The organism is Lentzea sp. HUAS TT2 (assembly GCF_051853195.1).
In the GTDB taxonomy this organism is placed as follows: Bacteria; Actinomycetota; Actinomycetes; order Mycobacteriales; family Pseudonocardiaceae; genus Lentzea.
Genome location: NZ_CP196667.1, coordinates 4,122,750 through 4,137,690 on the forward strand (window position 1 = coordinate 4,122,750; position 14,941 = coordinate 4,137,690).

18 protein-coding genes are annotated in these 14,941 nt (G+C 67.9%); 9 read left to right on the plus strand and 9 right to left on the minus strand.

All coding sequences use genetic code 11. From position 1 onward, the window contains the following. The first annotated feature begins 134 nt into the window (after positions 1-134). The 6 genes from ACSHWB_RS20720 (at position 135) to ACSHWB_RS20745 (ending at position 4,831) form a co-directional block, all read left to right on the plus strand. A complete protein-coding gene (locus tag ACSHWB_RS20720; protein WP_439663648.1) occupies positions 135-1,235 on the plus strand; it encodes an acyl-CoA dehydrogenase family protein in 1,101 nt (366 codons plus the stop codon). Beyond that, the gene (locus ACSHWB_RS20725) at positions 1,235-2,236 is read left to right on the plus strand and encodes a s-methyl-5-thioribose-1-phosphate isomerase (protein WP_439663649.1); all 1,002 of its coding nucleotides are present in this window, start codon (positions 1,235-1,237) and stop codon (positions 2,234-2,236) included. The genes ACSHWB_RS20720 and ACSHWB_RS20725 overlap by 1 nt, the downstream gene beginning before the upstream one ends. Continuing rightward, a complete protein-coding gene (gene mtnC / locus ACSHWB_RS20730) occupies positions 2,233-2,889 on the plus strand; it encodes an acireductone synthase (protein ID WP_439663650.1) in 657 nt (218 codons plus the stop codon). The genes ACSHWB_RS20725 and mtnC overlap by 4 nt, the downstream gene beginning before the upstream one ends. Beyond that, positions 2,886-3,482, plus strand: coding sequence for a methylthioribulose 1-phosphate dehydratase (gene mtnB / locus ACSHWB_RS20735; RefSeq protein ID WP_439663651.1), 597 nt, complete (start codon positions 2,886-2,888; stop codon positions 3,480-3,482). The genes mtnC and mtnB overlap by 4 nt, the downstream gene beginning before the upstream one ends. Further along, positions 3,479-4,042 (plus strand): 1,2-dihydroxy-3-keto-5-methylthiopentene dioxygenase, encoded by a 564-nt coding sequence (locus ACSHWB_RS20740; RefSeq protein WP_439663652.1) that lies wholly within the window; start codon positions 3,479-3,481, stop codon positions 4,040-4,042. The genes mtnB and ACSHWB_RS20740 overlap by 4 nt, the downstream gene beginning before the upstream one ends. Before the next feature lie 111 nt (positions 4,043-4,153). Further along, entirely contained in the window at positions 4,154-4,831 is a 678-nt protein-coding gene (locus ACSHWB_RS20745) for a polysaccharide lyase family 7 protein (RefSeq protein WP_439663653.1), read from the plus strand. Positions 4,832-4,891: 60 nt separating this feature from the next. Here ACSHWB_RS20745 and ACSHWB_RS20750 read toward each other — a convergent pair whose 3' ends face one another. After that, the gene (locus ACSHWB_RS20750) at positions 4,892-5,398 is read right to left on the minus strand and encodes a GNAT family N-acetyltransferase (protein WP_439663654.1); all 507 of its coding nucleotides are present in this window, start codon (positions 5,396-5,398) and stop codon (positions 4,892-4,894) included. 23 nt (positions 5,399-5,421) lie between these two features. Here ACSHWB_RS20750 and ACSHWB_RS20755 point away from each other — a divergent pair, with 23 nt between their 5' ends. Further along, the gene (locus tag ACSHWB_RS20755; RefSeq protein ID WP_439663655.1) at positions 5,422-6,357 is read left to right on the plus strand and encodes an asparaginase; all 936 of its coding nucleotides are present in this window, start codon (positions 5,422-5,424) and stop codon (positions 6,355-6,357) included. 68 nt (positions 6,358-6,425) lie between these two features. Here the strand turns inward: ACSHWB_RS20755 and ACSHWB_RS20760 are convergent, their stop codons facing one another. Continuing rightward, a complete protein-coding gene (locus ACSHWB_RS20760; RefSeq protein ID WP_439663656.1) occupies positions 6,426-7,604 on the minus strand; it encodes a DUF222 domain-containing protein in 1,179 nt (392 codons plus the stop codon). Between the two features lie 167 nt (positions 7,605-7,771). Between ACSHWB_RS20760 and ACSHWB_RS20765 the strand changes: the two genes are divergently transcribed. Both ACSHWB_RS20765 and ACSHWB_RS20770 read left to right on the plus strand, forming a co-directional pair. Then, positions 7,772-8,617 (plus strand): helix-turn-helix domain-containing protein, encoded by an 846-nt coding sequence (locus tag ACSHWB_RS20765; protein WP_439663657.1) that lies wholly within the window; start codon positions 7,772-7,774, stop codon positions 8,615-8,617. Next, positions 8,592-8,765 (plus strand): DUF397 domain-containing protein, encoded by a 174-nt coding sequence (locus ACSHWB_RS20770; protein ID WP_439663658.1) that lies wholly within the window; start codon positions 8,592-8,594, stop codon positions 8,763-8,765. The genes ACSHWB_RS20765 and ACSHWB_RS20770 overlap by 26 nt, the downstream gene beginning before the upstream one ends. Here the strand turns inward: ACSHWB_RS20770 and ACSHWB_RS20775 are convergent. The 7 genes from ACSHWB_RS20775 to ACSHWB_RS20805 form a co-directional block, all read right to left on the minus strand. Further along, on the minus strand, positions 8,752-9,297 hold the full coding sequence (locus ACSHWB_RS20775) for a hypothetical protein (protein WP_439663659.1): 546 nt from the start codon (positions 9,295-9,297) through the stop codon (positions 8,752-8,754). The genes ACSHWB_RS20770 and ACSHWB_RS20775 overlap by 14 nt on opposite strands. A gap of 57 nt (positions 9,298-9,354) precedes the next feature. Next, positions 9,355-10,020 (minus strand): response regulator, encoded by a 666-nt coding sequence (locus tag ACSHWB_RS20780; RefSeq protein WP_439663660.1) that lies wholly within the window; start codon positions 10,018-10,020, stop codon positions 9,355-9,357. Continuing rightward, complete coding sequence (locus tag ACSHWB_RS20785) at positions 10,017-11,891, minus strand: sensor histidine kinase (protein WP_439663661.1); 1,875 nt, start codon at positions 11,889-11,891, stop codon at positions 10,017-10,019. The genes ACSHWB_RS20780 and ACSHWB_RS20785 overlap by 4 nt, the downstream gene beginning before the upstream one ends. Then, complete coding sequence (locus ACSHWB_RS20790) at positions 11,870-12,139, minus strand: hypothetical protein (RefSeq protein WP_439663662.1); 270 nt, start codon at positions 12,137-12,139, stop codon at positions 11,870-11,872. Before ACSHWB_RS20790 ends, ACSHWB_RS20785 begins: the two co-directional genes overlap by 22 nt. A gap of 73 nt (positions 12,140-12,212) precedes the next feature. After that, positions 12,213-13,202, minus strand: a complete 990-nt coding sequence (locus ACSHWB_RS20795) for a zinc-dependent alcohol dehydrogenase family protein (protein WP_439663663.1) — start codon at positions 13,200-13,202, stop codon at positions 12,213-12,215. After that, positions 13,199-14,014 carry a carbohydrate ABC transporter permease gene (locus ACSHWB_RS20800; RefSeq protein WP_439663664.1) on the minus strand — a complete coding sequence of 272 codons (816 nt, stop codon included), beginning with the start codon at positions 14,012-14,014 and terminating at the stop codon, positions 13,199-13,201. Before ACSHWB_RS20800 ends, ACSHWB_RS20795 begins: the two co-directional genes overlap by 4 nt. Beyond that, positions 14,011-14,940: a carbohydrate ABC transporter permease gene (locus ACSHWB_RS20805; RefSeq protein ID WP_439663665.1), complete on the minus strand. Its 930-nt coding sequence runs from the start codon at positions 14,938-14,940 to the stop codon at positions 14,011-14,013. Before ACSHWB_RS20805 ends, ACSHWB_RS20800 begins: the two co-directional genes overlap by 4 nt. Position 14,941 lies beyond the last annotated feature (1 nt).

Here is a 14,941-nt window from a genome sequence, read left to right on the forward strand (position 1 = left end):
ATTGCTCCCTAGATGTTGGCCCCCGCCAGAGCGGGTTCGCGCGCAGTCTGCCAGTCGAAGGTCTCTCTCACATCGTGGTTAGCCCGGTGGTGTGACGAAGTAAGTTGAAGTGGATACCACCGGGAGGAGCAGGGATGACGAACTGGCTGGACGTCGCGCACGAGGTCGCGGCGACGCTCAGGTCCGATGCGGCGGACAGGGACCGGGCCAACCAGCCACCCATCAAAGAGGTGGAACTGCTCCGGCAGAGCGGCTTGCTCAACGTCGAGGACTGGACGCAGCAGCAGCGGATCGGGCGGATCGTGGGTGCCGCCGATGCCAACGTCGGGCACCTCCTCGGGTACCACTACCTGCAGATTTGGCGCAGCGGCCTGTTCGACGCGCAGTTCAGCGTGCAGCCGGACCAGTTCTGGGCCGGTGTCAGCAACCCGCTCGACGCGGCGCTCGAACTGAGCCCCGCCGAAAATGGTTTCGTCCTGAACGGTCGCAAGACCTTCGCCACCGGAGCGGCCGTCGCGGACCGCCTCGTGGTGAGCGCGACGCGCACCGACAACGGCGAGAAGTTGACCTTCCTGCTCGACGGGAAAGCAGCAGGAATCACCTACTTGGACGATTGGGACAACATCGGGCAACGTCTCACGGCGTCCGGTGGCGTGAACTTCGAGAACGTTCAGGTGACGGAGATCCTCGGCGTGCAGCCGGCGAACGAGGACCCGCGCATCAGCCTCGCCGCGATCGGCTTCCAGCTCGTGCTCGCCCAGCTCTACGTCGCCATCGCGGAAGGCGCGCTGCACGAGGCCGCCGACTACACCCGCACGAAGACCCGCCCGTGGTTCGTCAGCGGCGTCGAGTCGGCCACGGAGGATCCGTACATCGTCGCGGCCTACGGCGAGATGGTGTCGCAGACCAGGGCCGCCGGGCTGCTCGCGGACGAGGCCGCCCGTCAGCTGCACGAGGCCACCGAACTGGGCCGCCACCTCACGGCGGCCAAGCGCGGCGAGGTCGCCGTGGTCATCTCCGAGGCGAAGGTCGTCAGCACCAAGCTCGTCAACGAGGTCACCAGTCGCATCTTCGAGCAGGTCGGCGCGCGCGGCACCGCGGCCAAGTACGGCGTGGACCGCTTCTGGCGCAACGCCCGCACGCTCACGCTGCACGACCCGGTCGTCTACAAGGCCCGCGAGGTCGGCGAGCACTTCCTGACCGGCGCGCGCCCCGCCTTCACCGGGTACAGCTGATGCAGCCGGTCCTCGCCGACTCGGTGAAGCTCACCGACGACGGCGTGCTGATCCTCGACCGCCGCCAGTTCCCGTTCGAACGGAACTGGGTGCTGTGCCGCACGGCCGAAGAGGTCGCGCGGGCCGTCGAGGACATGGTCACCCAGTCCTCCGGCCCGTACTTCGCAGTCCTCTTCGCCATGGTGCTCAGGGCGCGCACCCTCGAACACCTGCCGTTCGACGAGGCTCGCGAGCAGCTGGCGAGAACCGCGCACCTGCTGGAGAACACCAGGCGCACCAACAACGCCCTGCGCAAGGCCACCAAGGTCGTCCTCGAACACGTGGACGCGGCCCAGGACGTCACGCACGCGCTCCAGGGCGCCGAGGAAGGCGACCGCAGGTACCGGGCCAAGAGCCAGGCGCTGGGCGAGCACACGGCGAACCTGCTGCCCGACGAAGCCACGGTCATGACCCACTGCTGGGCCGACCTGTACCTGACGGAGACGGTCAGGGCGGCACAGGCGCAGGGCAAGCGGCTGAAGTTCTTCTGCACGGAGACCAGGCCGTACCTGCAGGGCGCCAGGCTCACTGCGGAGACGCTGATCGAGATGGGCGTCGACACCACGCTCATCACGGACGGCATGGGCGCCGCCGTGCTGCAAAGCGGTGTGGTCGACGCGTTGGTCACGGCGGCCGACCGGGTCACCATGGACGGGCACGTCGTCAACAAGGTCGGGACACTGGGTCTGGCCGTGGCCGCGCACGCGTTCGGAGTACCGTTCCACGCCCAAGTGCAGGCACCCGATCTGCTGGCGCCCACGACGCACCACGTGGAGATCGAGTACCGCGACGGCTCGGAAGTGTTGCAGGTGCTCGGCAGACCGAGTGCCACGCCGAGGGTGAAAGGGCACTATCCGGCGTTCGACGTGACGCCGCCGCGCTTCGTCACGACCGTGGTGACGGACCGGGGCGTCTACAACGCCGGTGAGCTCGACAAGTACTACGAGGGAGAACAGCGGTGAGCAAGTGGGTCGTGCTCGACATCGAGGGCACGCTGAGCGCGACGGACCAGGTGCTGGTCGTCCTCTACGACTACGCCCGCCCGAGGCTCGGTCCGTGGATCGAGCAGCACGGTGACGACCCTGTGGTCGCCGAGGCCGTGCGGCAGATCAAGGAGCTCGCGGGCCACGACGACGTTGTCAAAGCGCTGCACGACTGGATGGACGCCGACCAGAAGGTCACGCCGCTCAAGACGTTGCAGGGCCTCATCTGGCAGCAGGGCTACGCGCAGGGCGACCTCGTGGCGGAGTTCTTCCCGGACGTCGTCCCCGCGATCCGCAAGTGGCACGGCGACGGCGTGAAGCTCGCGATCTTCAGCTCCGGCTCGGTCGCGGGCCAGGTCGCGTTCTTCCAGCACACCACCGACGGCGACCTGACCCCGTTGCTGGAGCACCACTTCGACACGGTCAACGCCGGGCCGAAGCGCGAAGCCGCGTCATACCACAAGATCGCGGAGACGTTGCGGTCCGACGACATCACCTTCTACAGCGACGTCCCGGCCGAGCTGCACGCCGCGCAGGAGGCGGGCTGGAAGACGGTCGGCGTCGCGCGCGCCGGTGAGCCGTACGGCAACGCCGACTTCACGCCCCACCCGACGGTCTGGGAGCTCTCGTGACGGCGGAGCTCGCCCGCGAGTGCGTCCGCTACGCGCAGATGGGCTGGATGCGCGGCACCTCGGGGAATCTTTCCGTTGTCCTGCAACGTGATCCGCTCCGCCTCGCGGTGACGGTCAGCGGCGTCGACAAGGGCGAGATCACCGCGGACGACAGCGTGGTCATCGACGCCGACGGCAACGCGGTCGACTCGCCGAAGGTCCCGAGCGCCGAAGCGGGTCTGCACGCCAGGATCGCCCGCGTCGCCGGAGCGGGCGCCGTCGTGCACGTCCACGCGCTCGCACCCGTCGTCGCGGCGGAACACTGGCCAGGCGGCGTGGTCCTCAAGGACCTGGAGATGCTCAAGGGATTCGGCCGGTACGACCACGAAGAGGTCGTGATCCCGGTCGTGCGGAACTCCCAGGACATGATCGAACTGGGCGACGCCTTCGAGAAGGGCTTCGACCCGAAAGTCCCGGCACTGCTCGTCGCGCGGCACGGCGTGTACGTGTGGGGCGACGACCTGACGCAGGCACGGCACCGCCTGGAATGCCTGGAGTGGTTGCTGCGCTTCAAGGTGGAGACGCGAGACATCTTTACGGGGAGGAACTCATGACGCTGTTGACCGTGTGGCCGGAATCCGGCCCCGAGGAGACCGTCCTGCGCACCACCGACGCCGAGGAGATCACCACCGCGCTCAAGGAGCACGGCGTGCGCTTCAGCCGCTGGTCCGTTGTGGACGGTGTGACCGCCGAGAACGCCCTGGAGATCTTCGAGAAGGACATCGCCCGCGTCAGCGAGACGGAGGGCTACGGCTACGTGGACGCGATGGAGATGACGCCGGCCGACACCGACGAGTACCGCGCGAAGGCCGTCGAGTTCCGCAACAAGTTCCTCGCCGAGCACACCCACGACGACGACGAGGACCGCTACTTCGCCCGTGGCGCAGGCGTTTTCTACCTGCACATCGGCGACAAGGTGTACGCGGTGTTCTGCGAGGCGGGCGACCTGCTGAGCGTTCCGGCGAACACGACGCACTGGTTCGACATGGGCACGACGCCGGATTACGTGTCGGTCCGGTTCTTCCACGACGACGACGGCTGGATCGGGAACTTCACCGGAAGCGACATCGCGACGAGGTTCCCGACGTTCGACGAGATCCGTTCAGGAATGTGAAAAGTTCGCCTACCTGAACATTGTTCCGGAATTTGAACGAACTATTGATTCCCTCCGTCCTCTGACCTCACAGTGGTACAGACCACTTATCGAAGGTCGGAGGGATTCAACGTGGAAACCCCTGCACTCCACACACGACGATCCGTGCTCGCCCTCGCGCTGACGGCACCCCTGCTCGTGGCCCCGGCGGCTCAGGCCCTCGCTCAGCCGCCGTCCGCGCAGTGGGTCTCGGCGCCGTACACGTACACGGTCCAGAAGCCCTACAACCTCGCGACCAGCGCGCGGTACAAGTTCGAGGGCGGCGTCCACACGATGTGGGTGTACGACTACGACCAGCCGCACACCCAGGGCAGCCCGACGGATCCGCGCACCGAGCTGCGGTTCAACCAGGAGTACTCCAGCGGTTCGCGGGCCTGGGAGGGCGAGATCTACATCCCGGCCGGCGTCAGCGGCCCGACCGTCGTGCAGATCCTGCGCGGCAGCCGCCCGGACGGCACGCGCGCCACCGACGTGATGCTCAACGTCGCGAACATCAACGGCGGCACCCTGCGCAAGGACAGCAACCAGGTCATCGCCACCGGCATTTACAACAAATGGTTCAAGATCCGCGTCGAGCACACCGCGGTGGCGGGCGGCCGGGGCACCGTGAAGACCTATTACAACGGCACCCTCAAACTGACCCACCAGGACGAGGGCCCGGCGACGCGGTACTTCAAGAACGGCGTCTACCACCACGGCAGCGGCCGCGCGGAGGCCCGTTTCCGCAACATCACCTACTGGCGTCAGTGATTCCCTGAACCGGTCCCGCTTCCGCGTGCCACGGCGGGACGCGCGGAAGCGGGACGTCTGTCAGCGCTGAGGCCTCCACACGCCGAACCACTGCTCGGCACCCCATTCCTCGAAGCGCCTCACCTCGGTGAAGCCCAGCTTCGCCGCGAGCCGCATCGACGCCAGGTTGGCCGTCTGCGTGGTGATCACCACCTGCTCACCGGGACGTGCGGCGGCGAACCAGCGCAGCGCCGCCGCACATGCCTCGGAGGCGTAGCCCTGCCCCCAGAACTCCGGCAGGAACAGATATCCCAGCTGGGGCTCTCCGGATTCGTGGTGCGGGTCGAACGTGATCATGCCGATCAGCGCGTCGTCGAGCGCGACGACGAAGAAACCCGTGCGCCGGCCCGGCAACGCGGGCATCGTGCGCACGACTTCGTCCCGGGGCTTGGAGCCACCGATGTAGGTGCCGACCTCCGGCGACGAGAACAGGTCGGCGAACGCCTCGCGGTCGCTTGTCGCGGACTCGCGCAGCACGAGCCGTTCGGTCCTGATCGGGGCGGGAGGCCAGTCAACTGATCCGGTCATGCGATCGACCCTAGAGTGGCGCCATGGACTCACGGGTGGCGGTGGCCTCGCTCGGCGGCACGATCACGATGACGGGCTCCGGCGCGGTGTCCCCGACCCTCGGTGCGCAAGACCTGGTGGCAGGCCTGGAAGTCGGCGAGATCGCCACCCTGGCGACGATCCCCGGCGCCTCGCTCACCTTCACGACACTGCTGGAGACCTTTGACTGGGCCAGCGACCAGGTCTCGCACGGCGCCACCGGTGTGGTGATCATCCAGGGCACCGACACGCTGGAGGAGACCGCGTACTTCTTCGACTGCCTGTGGCCGCACGAGGAACCGGTCGTCGTCACCGGCGCGATGCGCCACCCCGGCCTGCCCGGCGCGGACGGCCCGGCCAACCTCGCCGCGGCGGTCGCGGTGGCGGCGGCAGCGAACTCACGTGGGCGCGGCGCGTTGCTGGTCCTCAACGACGAGATCCACGCCGCACGCTGGGTGCGGAAAGCCCACAGCAGCCTGATGAACGCCTTCGCGTCGTTCCCCGGCCCGCTCGGACTCCAGGTCGAGGGCGCACCGCGGTACTTCCACCCCGCGCACCGACTGCCGGCGCTGCCACGACCTCTCGACGCACCAGCGGTTCCGCTCGTCGAGGCCACTGTGGACGATGACGGCTCGATCCTCGACTGGCTCAACGTCCAGGGCGTCGTGGTCGCGGCCACCGGCGCCGGGCACGTCTCGCAGGGGATGGCCGAGGCGATCTCCCGCGCCCGGTTCCCGGTGGTGGTGGCGTCGCGAACCGGTGCGGGCACGACGTTCCGCGACACCTACGGCTTCACCGGGTCCGAGTCGGACCTGATCCGGCGCGGCGCGGTCATGGCGGGATGGTTGTGCCCGCGCAAGGCACGGGTGTTGCTGCGACTCGCACTCGGTTCGCAGACCGCGGCCGAGGACGTGTTCGCGGTCCGCGGCGAAGTCTTCTGAGCGCTGCTGCGGGTGTTGCGCCGCGCCCTGCCGGCCACCTCGGGAAGGCGGCTGGCGGGCGCGGCACGCTAGGCGGCGTGGAGCGGGTTGGTTCTCGGTCTTCGGTGCGGATCTATGAACGCCGGCGGGCAGAAGGTGGGGAGGCCGCCGGCCATCTGGATCTCCCACTCCGAGTGGTGGACCAGGTCGTGGTGGCGGCGGCAGAGCAGGACCAGGTTGTCGGCGTTGGTCTCGCCGCCCTCGGACCAGAGCGTGATGTGGTGCGCTTCGCAGTGTTTCGGCGGGCGGGTGCAGCCGGGGAAGGCGCAGCCCTTGTCGCGAGCCACCAGCACGCGGCGCAGGCCGGTGTTGATCCCTCTGGTCCTGCGGCCCACGTCGTAGATCTGGGAGTGGCTGCCCAGCAGCGTGGGGATGATGCCGGCATCGCAGGCGAGCTTGCGGACCTTGTTCATCGGGAGGTGCTCGCCGTTGTCCAGCAATGCGGTGCCGATGCCCTCGCGGAGCTTGTCGTAGTCGACCGTGACCGTCAGCTGGACGCGCTCACCGCCGTGGATCCGGTGGCTGCTGGAGCGCAGGGCCAGGTCGACGATCTCGCACAGCGCGTCGCCCTCGCGTTCCGGCGCGAACCGCACGTCGTTGGGCTCCGGCTTGGCCAGCGGGTCGATCAGCGCGTCCAGCTTCGCGCCCGTCTCGGCGTCGAGGTCGGCGGACAGCAGGTACCGGCCGCCCCTCCACTGGCGCCGCAGCACGTTCTTCTGCCGCGTGGGCTCCGGCTCCTTGGGCTCGGGGCCGTCCTGGTCCAGGCGGTAGGCCAGCTCCTTGCAGAACGCCTTGGCAGAGCGCGGTTCGTGCTGCCGTGCGTACTCGACCACGTGCTCCTCCGCCACGGAGGGCAGCGCGGCCATCGCCTCGGCCAGCACCTCCACGTGGTCCTCCGACAGCTCTCCCTCGGCCATCGCGGCCGCGACACCGGGGAGCGCCGGATCGATCCGAGAGCCCGTCGGCGTCACCGTGGGGCACAACGCCTGCGCCTGCTTGATCCTGCGGCGCGACACCCTGGGATCCCAGCGCAGCATGTGCTTGAAGACCTCGACGAGATCCTTGTACCCCAGCGACTCCGCCGCGCCCTGCTGATCGAGCGCGCCGATGACCTCCAGCACCTGGAAGTGAAGCTGTTGCAGCGCGCGGACCTTCCGCTTGAGCTCGTCGAGGAGCTCAAGCGGGGAGGCGAGCGCGAGGGCGGTCATGTCTTCATCGTGGCATGAACACGTGTTCGAATTCCATTCCACGATCGGATGAACGTGCAGGTCAGACCCTATGGCGCCGTGTGCGACGCACGATGTCATAGGGCCTGCCGTTTTCACCCGAACGAGCCCGTGGCATGGATTGAACCCAATCCCTACCGTCGCAAGTTATGACCGCGATCATTTCCACCCCGTACAGCCGGGATCTCGGCGACGAGCTGCGCCGCCTGAGGGAGACGCACACCCGGTTCCACGGCCGTGCGATGGCCGTCCAGCTGGGCTGGGACCCGAGCAAGGTGTCCGACATCGAACTCGGCAAGGTGCGGGCGAGTGAGATCGACCTCGTCCAGTACCTGACGGCGTGCGGCAAGGACATCGTCTTCATCGACGCGTTCCGCGGTCGCTACTACAACGCGTTCGACCTGTTCTTCGCGCAGCTGCCAGACGACCTGCGGACACTCGCCATGGCCGAGGCGATGGCCTCCAAGATCATCAGCCTCGACATCATGACCGTGCCTGGTCTCGTGCAGGTCGAGGACTACACGCGGGAGCTGTTCGTCGACTCCCACATCGAGGCGCCGGAGGACATCGAGAAGTTCGTCCGTGCGCGAATGGAGCGACAGGCGATCATGAGGCGGCCGAGCCGTCCGGAGTGCTTGTTCTACGTGCACGAACTGGCGCTGCGGATGCAGTTGGGCAGTGTCGCGGTCCGGGAGGATCAGTACCTGCGTCTCCTCTTCAACACCCACATCCTCAGGGTCGTGCCGGCGCACATCACCGCTTTCCGCTCCCCGTGTGTGCTGTACGAGTTCGAGAAGGCATCGCCGGTCGTGTACTGCGAAACCGACATGGCCAAGGTGTTCGCGCAGGACAAGACCGCTGTGGCACGGGCGAAGAGGCTCTTTCAGCGACTGGATGCCGTTGCACTGGATGAGGAACAATCGCGGAGCAAGCTGATGGAGTACGTCAGCGGCCTGCGAGAGGACTCGGATGTTCCAGGAACGGACTTGGCGTAAGAGCAGCTACAGCGGTGGCAGCGGCTCGGGCAACTGCGTGGAGGTCTCTCTCGCCCAGGACACGTTGGTGCGGGACACGAAGAACGCGAGCGGTGCGGTACTCGCGTTCTCCACCCCTGCCTGGCGCGCTCTGATCAACTCGCTCTGACCACCGACGTGTTGGCGGTCTCGACCGTCACCCGGACGGTCTGAGGAGCGAGCGACTGCAGGTACTGCGCGTGGTCCGAGCCGATCGTGTCGCTGAACGCGATGAACGCCAGGTGCGGCAGCTCGAACGCCGTGGTGGCGCAGAACTCCTCCAGGCGGTCGAATCCGCGCCGGATGCCGGTGGCGTCGAGGCCGAACGCGGCGTGCTGGTCGAGCTTCGCGGCACCGATGTCGAGCAGGTGCAACGCGTGCATGGCGTGCGTGAACGCCATCGCGCACACCTCGATGCGCGAGCACGACAGCAGCAGCGTGCGCACCATCGACGGGTGCAGTGACTTTCCGGACGTGCGCAGGACGACGTCGATGCCGGCGGCGCGGAACAGTTCGACGATCTCGAACAGGCCGGGCACTCCCAGCGGCTCGCCGCCTCCCAGCGTGACGGTCTCGGGGCGCATCGAGATGAGCGCCTGTGCGATGTGCAGCATTCGGTCGTGGCTGAGCCGCGCGTGTGCGACGTCCCAGGTGATGTCCATGCGAATCGGGCCCCCTTCGGCGGATACGCCGATCCAAACGAGGGACCGGTCCCGCCGTCAGGTGACCGGTGTCCCGTCTTGGGAGGGACTTCCGAGCCCCGCCTCACGGGCGCGCACGATGGCCTGCGCGCGGTCGGCCACCTGGAGCTTGGTGAAGATCGCGGACACCCGGTTGCGGACGGTCTTGCCCGACAGGCTGAGCCGGTGGGCGATCGACGGGTTGTCCATCCCGGACGCCATCAGCTCCAGCACGTCCCGTTCACGGTCGGTGAGCTGCGGGAACAGCACCGCGCGGGACGACGAGATGGCGGTGAAGTAGCCCATCATCCGCTGGGCGATGGTGGCGCTGAAGATCGCCTCTCCCGCTCCTATGGCCTGCACCGCGCGCACGATCTCGTCGTCGTCCGTCGTCTTGACCAGATAACCGCGCGCGCCGGCCTTCATCGCCGCGAACACGAGCTCGTCGTCCTCGTGCATCGTCAGCACGAGGACACCGACGTGCGGCAGGGCCTCCTGGATCTGCTTCGCGGCCTCGACACCGCCCAGCACGGGCATGTGCAGGTCCATCACGACGACGTCCGGTGCGAGGTCGAGGACGACCCGCACGGCCTCCTGGCCGTCCGCCGCGTCACCGACGACCTCGAGGCCGTCCTCGCCGTCCAGCAACGCCTTCAGGCCGCGCCGGAACACCGGGTGGTCGTCTGCGATCACAACCCGCGTCACTGGGCCTCCAACGGGATCCGCGCCACCACCCGAGTGCCGTGTGGTTCCGCCGGTCCCACTGTGCACGATCCACCCAGCTCCGCGCAGCGTTCTCGCATCGAGTCGAGCCCGACACCCGGTTTGGACCCGGCCGCGACGCCGCATCCGTCGTCGACGATCTCCACGACCAGATCACCGTCGGCCCGCACGGTGATCACGCACTTCGACGCCCCGGAGTGGCGTGCGGTGTTGGTCAGCGCCTCCGCGACGATCCGGTAGGCGGCGACCTCGACGGCGGCGGACAGCCCTTCGATCGGCTCGGCCTCGACCTGCACGGTCAACCCGCCGCTGAACCGCGCGGCCTCGTCGCGCACGGCCAGCGCCAGTCCCTGGTCGAGGATCGGCGGCCGCAGCCCGTCCACGAGACTGCGCACCTCGACGGCGGTCGTGTCGACGTCGGCCAGCACCGGGTCCAGCACGTCGCCCAGCGAGCGGCGCAACGCCTTGAGCTGCAACCGGATCCCGACCAGCGCCGGTCCGACGCCGTCGTGCAGGTCGCGCCGCAGCCGCAGCCGCTCTTCTTCACGGGCGCGCACCAGCCGTTCGCGGGCGAGCTGCAGATCGGCGGTCAGCTTGATCGACTGGGCGGCGGGGGCGGTGGAGCGGGCGAGGTCGACGAGCAGGCTCAGCTCGCGGTCGCTCAGCCGTTCGTCGGGGGCACGCGGCTCGACCACGAGATCTCCGACGGAGGAACCCCGGTACGTCATGGGGAAGCGCAGCTGGGGCCAGCCGCGGCTGCGTCCGTGCTCTGCCAGCACCGACCCGCCGCGGATCGCCACGTACGGCAGCTTCAGCGACTCGGCCACGGTCTGCGCCACGGTCGGCAGCACGTCCTGCGAGCGTTCGAGCTTCTCGCTCAACGTGGACAGCGCCGCGTGCGGATCGGAACGCTGCCCGAACAGCCACCGGTCGAGCCTGCGCTGCAACCAGCTGCGGATCGGCGCGAACACCAGTCCCGCGGCCACGACCCCGATCACCTCGGTGTCGTTCGTGAGCAGCTCGCCGGCCCCGACCATCACGCCGAGGTAGACCAGCAACAGCACCACGGTCAGCGAGCCGTAGAGCAACGAGCGGTGGATCAGCAGGCTGATGTCGTACAACCCGTACCGCACGATCGCGATGACAGCGGCGGCCGGGAACGCGAGCACGCCGACGATCCACGCGATGTGCCCGTCCGTCGTCTCCACGACGGTCGCCACACCCGCGAGCGTCAGCAACGCGAAGGCCCACACGAGCAGCCGGCGTTCGTCCCCCTCGGCCCTCCGCCACCGCAGAGCCAGGTTCACCACGGCCGCGAGGACGGACACCCCGGCGGCCAGCACGGCGATCAGGGTGATCGTCTTCGCGAGTCCACCGCCGCTGTTCTGCCAGAACGAGGCGGGATCGCCCCACGACGCCCAGGCGATCCCGATGGTGCCGACGAGAGCGCTGAACAGCGACGCGCCGATGGCGATCCACCAGCGGTTGCTCAACGGCTTGCCGTTCGGGAAGACCAGTGCCACGGCAGGCAACAGCGCGTACGTGGGCCACCAGACCCACGCCTCGACCCATCGGGCGGGGTGGTCGGCGGGCTGACCCGCGACCGCGACGGCGACGGCGCCGAACAGGCCCATCACCAGCAGCAACCACCCGACGGACGACCTGCGGACGTGGCCGATCACGCGCACCCCGAGCAGGGTGCAGGCGAACGCGACCAGCCAGTTCCGCGGATGCGAGACCGCGCCGGTGACCGCTGTGTGCACGACGGCGTAGAGCACACAGGCGGCCACCAACGCGCTGATGACCCGCGCGAGGGTGACCTCGCGGCGGGTCAGTCGCTGAGCCAGTGCCACAGGTTGTGGAACGGAGAACCGTCGTCGAGGGTGGAAAGGCCTCCCGGCCAGCCCTGGAAGGTCATGATCCGGTGACGCAGCTCTTCCACGGTTCTCGGTTCGGCCGGCTTGTGCGAGTGATCGAAATCGACGTCCCCAGGAGGCGCGTTCATCGCGCGCACCTGAAGCTCCGCGTACCAGGCGAGGAGCTCTTCGTCGGACATGTGCGAAAAGTACGGCGGCGTTACTTTCTGCCCGGACTTCGACATGCCTGGAAGGAGTCGTGGGCACTCGTCTGGATACACGAGTGCCCACGAACTTCTCGAACTTTTTCCGGCTAGCTCACGGGAGGACCTGGATCTTGCGGCCGACACCTGCCTTGAACTGGTCCAACGCCCCCGCGTAACCGTCCAGCGGCACCCTGTCACTGATGAAGATCTCGGGGTCCAGTACTCCGGTCGCGAACAGGTCCGCCGCCCGTTCGAACGAGTGCAGCACCGCCATCGAGCCGGTGATGGTGATCTCCTGGTTGTAGATCTTGTACGGCTCGATGGTCACGCGGGCCGAGTAGTCCGAGACTCCGAACTGGAGGAACGTGCCTCCCTTCGCGACCCGGTTCAGACCGTCCTGGATGGCCTTCTCGTTGCCGGTGGCGTCGATGACGACGTCCCAGCCCTGTGGACGGTCCAGTTCGTCCGCCGACGTCGCGACGTTCGTGACGCCGAGCTGCACGGCGGTCTTGAGGCGCTCCTCGTTCAGGTCGACCACGTCGATCGACGACGCGCCGGTCAGCTTGCCGAGCTGCAGCATCATCAGGCCCATCGTGCCCGAGCCGTAGATCAGCACCCGGGACGCCATCTGCGACCGCAGCACGTCGTAGCCGCGCACGGCGCACGACAGCGGCTCGATCAGCGCGGCGTCCTCGAGCCGCACGTGGTCGGGCAGCTTCACGCAGTTCGCGACGGGCGCCACCGCGAACTCCGCCGCGCCACCGGCCGTGGTGACGCCGATGGCGGCCCAGCGCTCGCAGAGGTTGTTCTTGCCGTTGCGGCACATCCGGCACTCGTGGCAGTAGAGCGACGGGTCGACGGCCACGCGGTCGCCGACCTTCAGCTCGTTCACCTGCGAACCGATCTCCACGATCGTGCCGGCGAACTCGTGGCCCGGCACGACCGGCAGGGTGGGAGCGAACTCGCCCTGCAGGATGTGCAGATCCGTGCCGCAGAGCCCGCAGGCCGCCACGTCGACGACCACTTCGCGGGGACCGCACCTGGGATCGTCCACAGTGGTCACTTCGACGGACCCGACGCCGGTGATCACTGCTGCTTTCACTTGACTGCTCCCAACGAGAGGCCCTGGACGAGCTTGTCCTGGGCGGCGAACCCGGCGATGAGCACCGGCAGAGAGACCACGACCGCCGCGGCGCAGACCTTGGCCAGGAACAGGCCCTGCGACGTGACGAACCCGGTCAGGTACACGGGCGCGGTGCCGGCGACGACACCGGTGAGCACCCGTGCGAAGAGCAGCTCGTTCCAGCTGAAGATGAAGCAGATCAACGCCGTCGCCGCGATGCCGGGCATCGCGATCGGTGCCACGACCCTGCGCAGGGTCGTGATCAGCCCGGCGCCGTCGATCGAGGCCGCCTCGAGGATCTCCTTGGGGACCTCGGCGAGGAACGAGCGCATGAGCCACACCGCGATCGGCAGGTTCATCGAGCAGTACAGCAGCGTGAGGAACGAGATGTTGTCGAGCATCCCGGAGAACTGCGCGATCAGGTAGATCGGCAGCAGCGCCGCGACGACCGGCATCATCTTGGTGGAAAGGAAGAAGAACAGGACGTCCGTCCACTTCTCCACCGGCTTGATCGACAACGCGTACGCGGCCGGGATCGCCAGCAGCAGCACGATGATCGTCGACCCGATCGAGGCGCTGAACGAGTTGATCAGCGGCGGCCACGCGCCCGCGTCGAAGAACTCCGCGTAGCCGTCCAGCGTCAGCGGTGCCGTGAGCGACGGCGGGTTCGTCGCCGCGTCCGACTCGCTGTGCAGCGAGGTCAGGAACATCCAGGCCACCGGCGCGAAGAACACGAGGCCGGAGAGCCAGGCGAGAACACCCCAGCCGTGCTTGACCCATTGGGTGCTCATCGCTTCTCCTCCTTGAACAGCGAGGACACCGTGCGCAGCGCGAACGTCGCGATGATGATCGACCCCGCCACCACGATCACGCCGGCCGCGGAGGCCTCGCCGTACTCGTGGGCCTGGTAGAAGGTCTGGTAGATCATGTACGGCAGGTTCGCCGTGCCCAGACCACCGGACGTGATCGTGAAGACCGCGTCGAAGTTCTGCACGATGTAGATCGACCCGAGCAGCCCGCCGAGCTCCAGGTACTGACGCAGGTGCGGGAACGTCAGGTAGCGGAAGATCTGGAACGGCGACGCGCCGTCGATCGTGGCCGCCTCGACCGGTTCGATCGGCTTGGACTGCAGGCCCGCCAGCAGGATCAGCATCATGAACGGCGTCCACTGCCACACCAGCGACAGCACGACGGCGCTCATCGGCATGGTGGAGATCCAGTCCGGCTGGGCGTCGAAGCCCAGCCAGTTCAGGATGCCGTTGAACAGGCCGTACTCCGGGTTGTAGAGCACGTGCTTCCAGATCAGCGCCGCCGCCACCGGGACCACGAGGAACGGCGCGATGAGCATCGTGCGCACGAACCCGCGGCCCCGGAACTTCTTGTCCAGCAGCAACGCGAGGCCCAGCCCGAGGACCAGGCTGATCAGCACCACCGACGCGGTCAGCACGATCGTGTTGACGACCGAGGACCGCAGATCGGGGTCGGTGAAGACGTTGACGTAGTTGTCGAACCCGGCGAACCCGCGGTTGGTGGGGTCGAGCGAGTTCCACTTCATGAAGGAGATGACCAGCGTCGCCACGAACGGCAGCTGCGTCACGATGATCAGGAAGATGAGCGCGGGCAGCAAGGGCGCCCGCCGCGCCCACTTCGGGTAGCTCCTGCGGGGGACGGGGGGCGGCCGGTCCACGACCGACCGCTCCCGCTCTATGACCGCCATG

Excerpts from the sequence above, each read along its gene's own strand:
- ACSHWB_RS20755 (WP_439663655.1), top strand. The coding sequence starts at position 5,422 with ATGGACTCACGGGTGGCGGTGGCCTCGCTCGGCGGCACGATCACGATG.
- ACSHWB_RS20765 (WP_439663657.1), top strand. The coding sequence starts at position 7,772 with ATGACCGCGATCATTTCCACCCCGTACAGCCGGGATCTCGGCGACGAG.
- ACSHWB_RS20725 (WP_439663649.1), top strand. The coding sequence starts at position 1,235 with ATGCAGCCGGTCCTCGCCGACTCGGTGAAGCTCACCGACGACGGCGTG.
- ACSHWB_RS20760 (WP_439663656.1), bottom strand. The coding sequence starts at position 7,604 with ATGACCGCCCTCGCGCTCGCCTCCCCGCTTGAGCTCCTCGACGAGCTC.
- ACSHWB_RS20740 (WP_439663652.1), top strand. The coding sequence starts at position 3,479 with ATGACGCTGTTGACCGTGTGGCCGGAATCCGGCCCCGAGGAGACCGTC.
- ACSHWB_RS20750 (WP_439663654.1), bottom strand. The coding sequence starts at position 5,398 with ATGACCGGATCAGTTGACTGGCCTCCCGCCCCGATCAGGACCGAACGG.
- ACSHWB_RS20770 (WP_439663658.1), top strand. The coding sequence starts at position 8,592 with ATGTTCCAGGAACGGACTTGGCGTAAGAGCAGCTACAGCGGTGGCAGC.
- ACSHWB_RS20790 (WP_439663662.1), bottom strand. The coding sequence starts at position 12,139 with ATGTCGAAGTCCGGGCAGAAAGTAACGCCGCCGTACTTTTCGCACATG.
- ACSHWB_RS20775 (WP_439663659.1), bottom strand. The coding sequence starts at position 9,297 with ATGGACATCACCTGGGACGTCGCACACGCGCGGCTCAGCCACGACCGA.
- ACSHWB_RS20720 (WP_439663648.1), top strand. The coding sequence starts at position 135 with ATGACGAACTGGCTGGACGTCGCGCACGAGGTCGCGGCGACGCTCAGG.
- ACSHWB_RS20800 (WP_439663664.1), bottom strand. The coding sequence starts at position 14,014 with ATGAGCACCCAATGGGTCAAGCACGGCTGGGGTGTTCTCGCCTGGCTC.
- ACSHWB_RS20805 (WP_439663665.1), bottom strand. The coding sequence starts at position 14,940 with ATGGCGGTCATAGAGCGGGAGCGGTCGGTCGTGGACCGGCCGCCCCCC.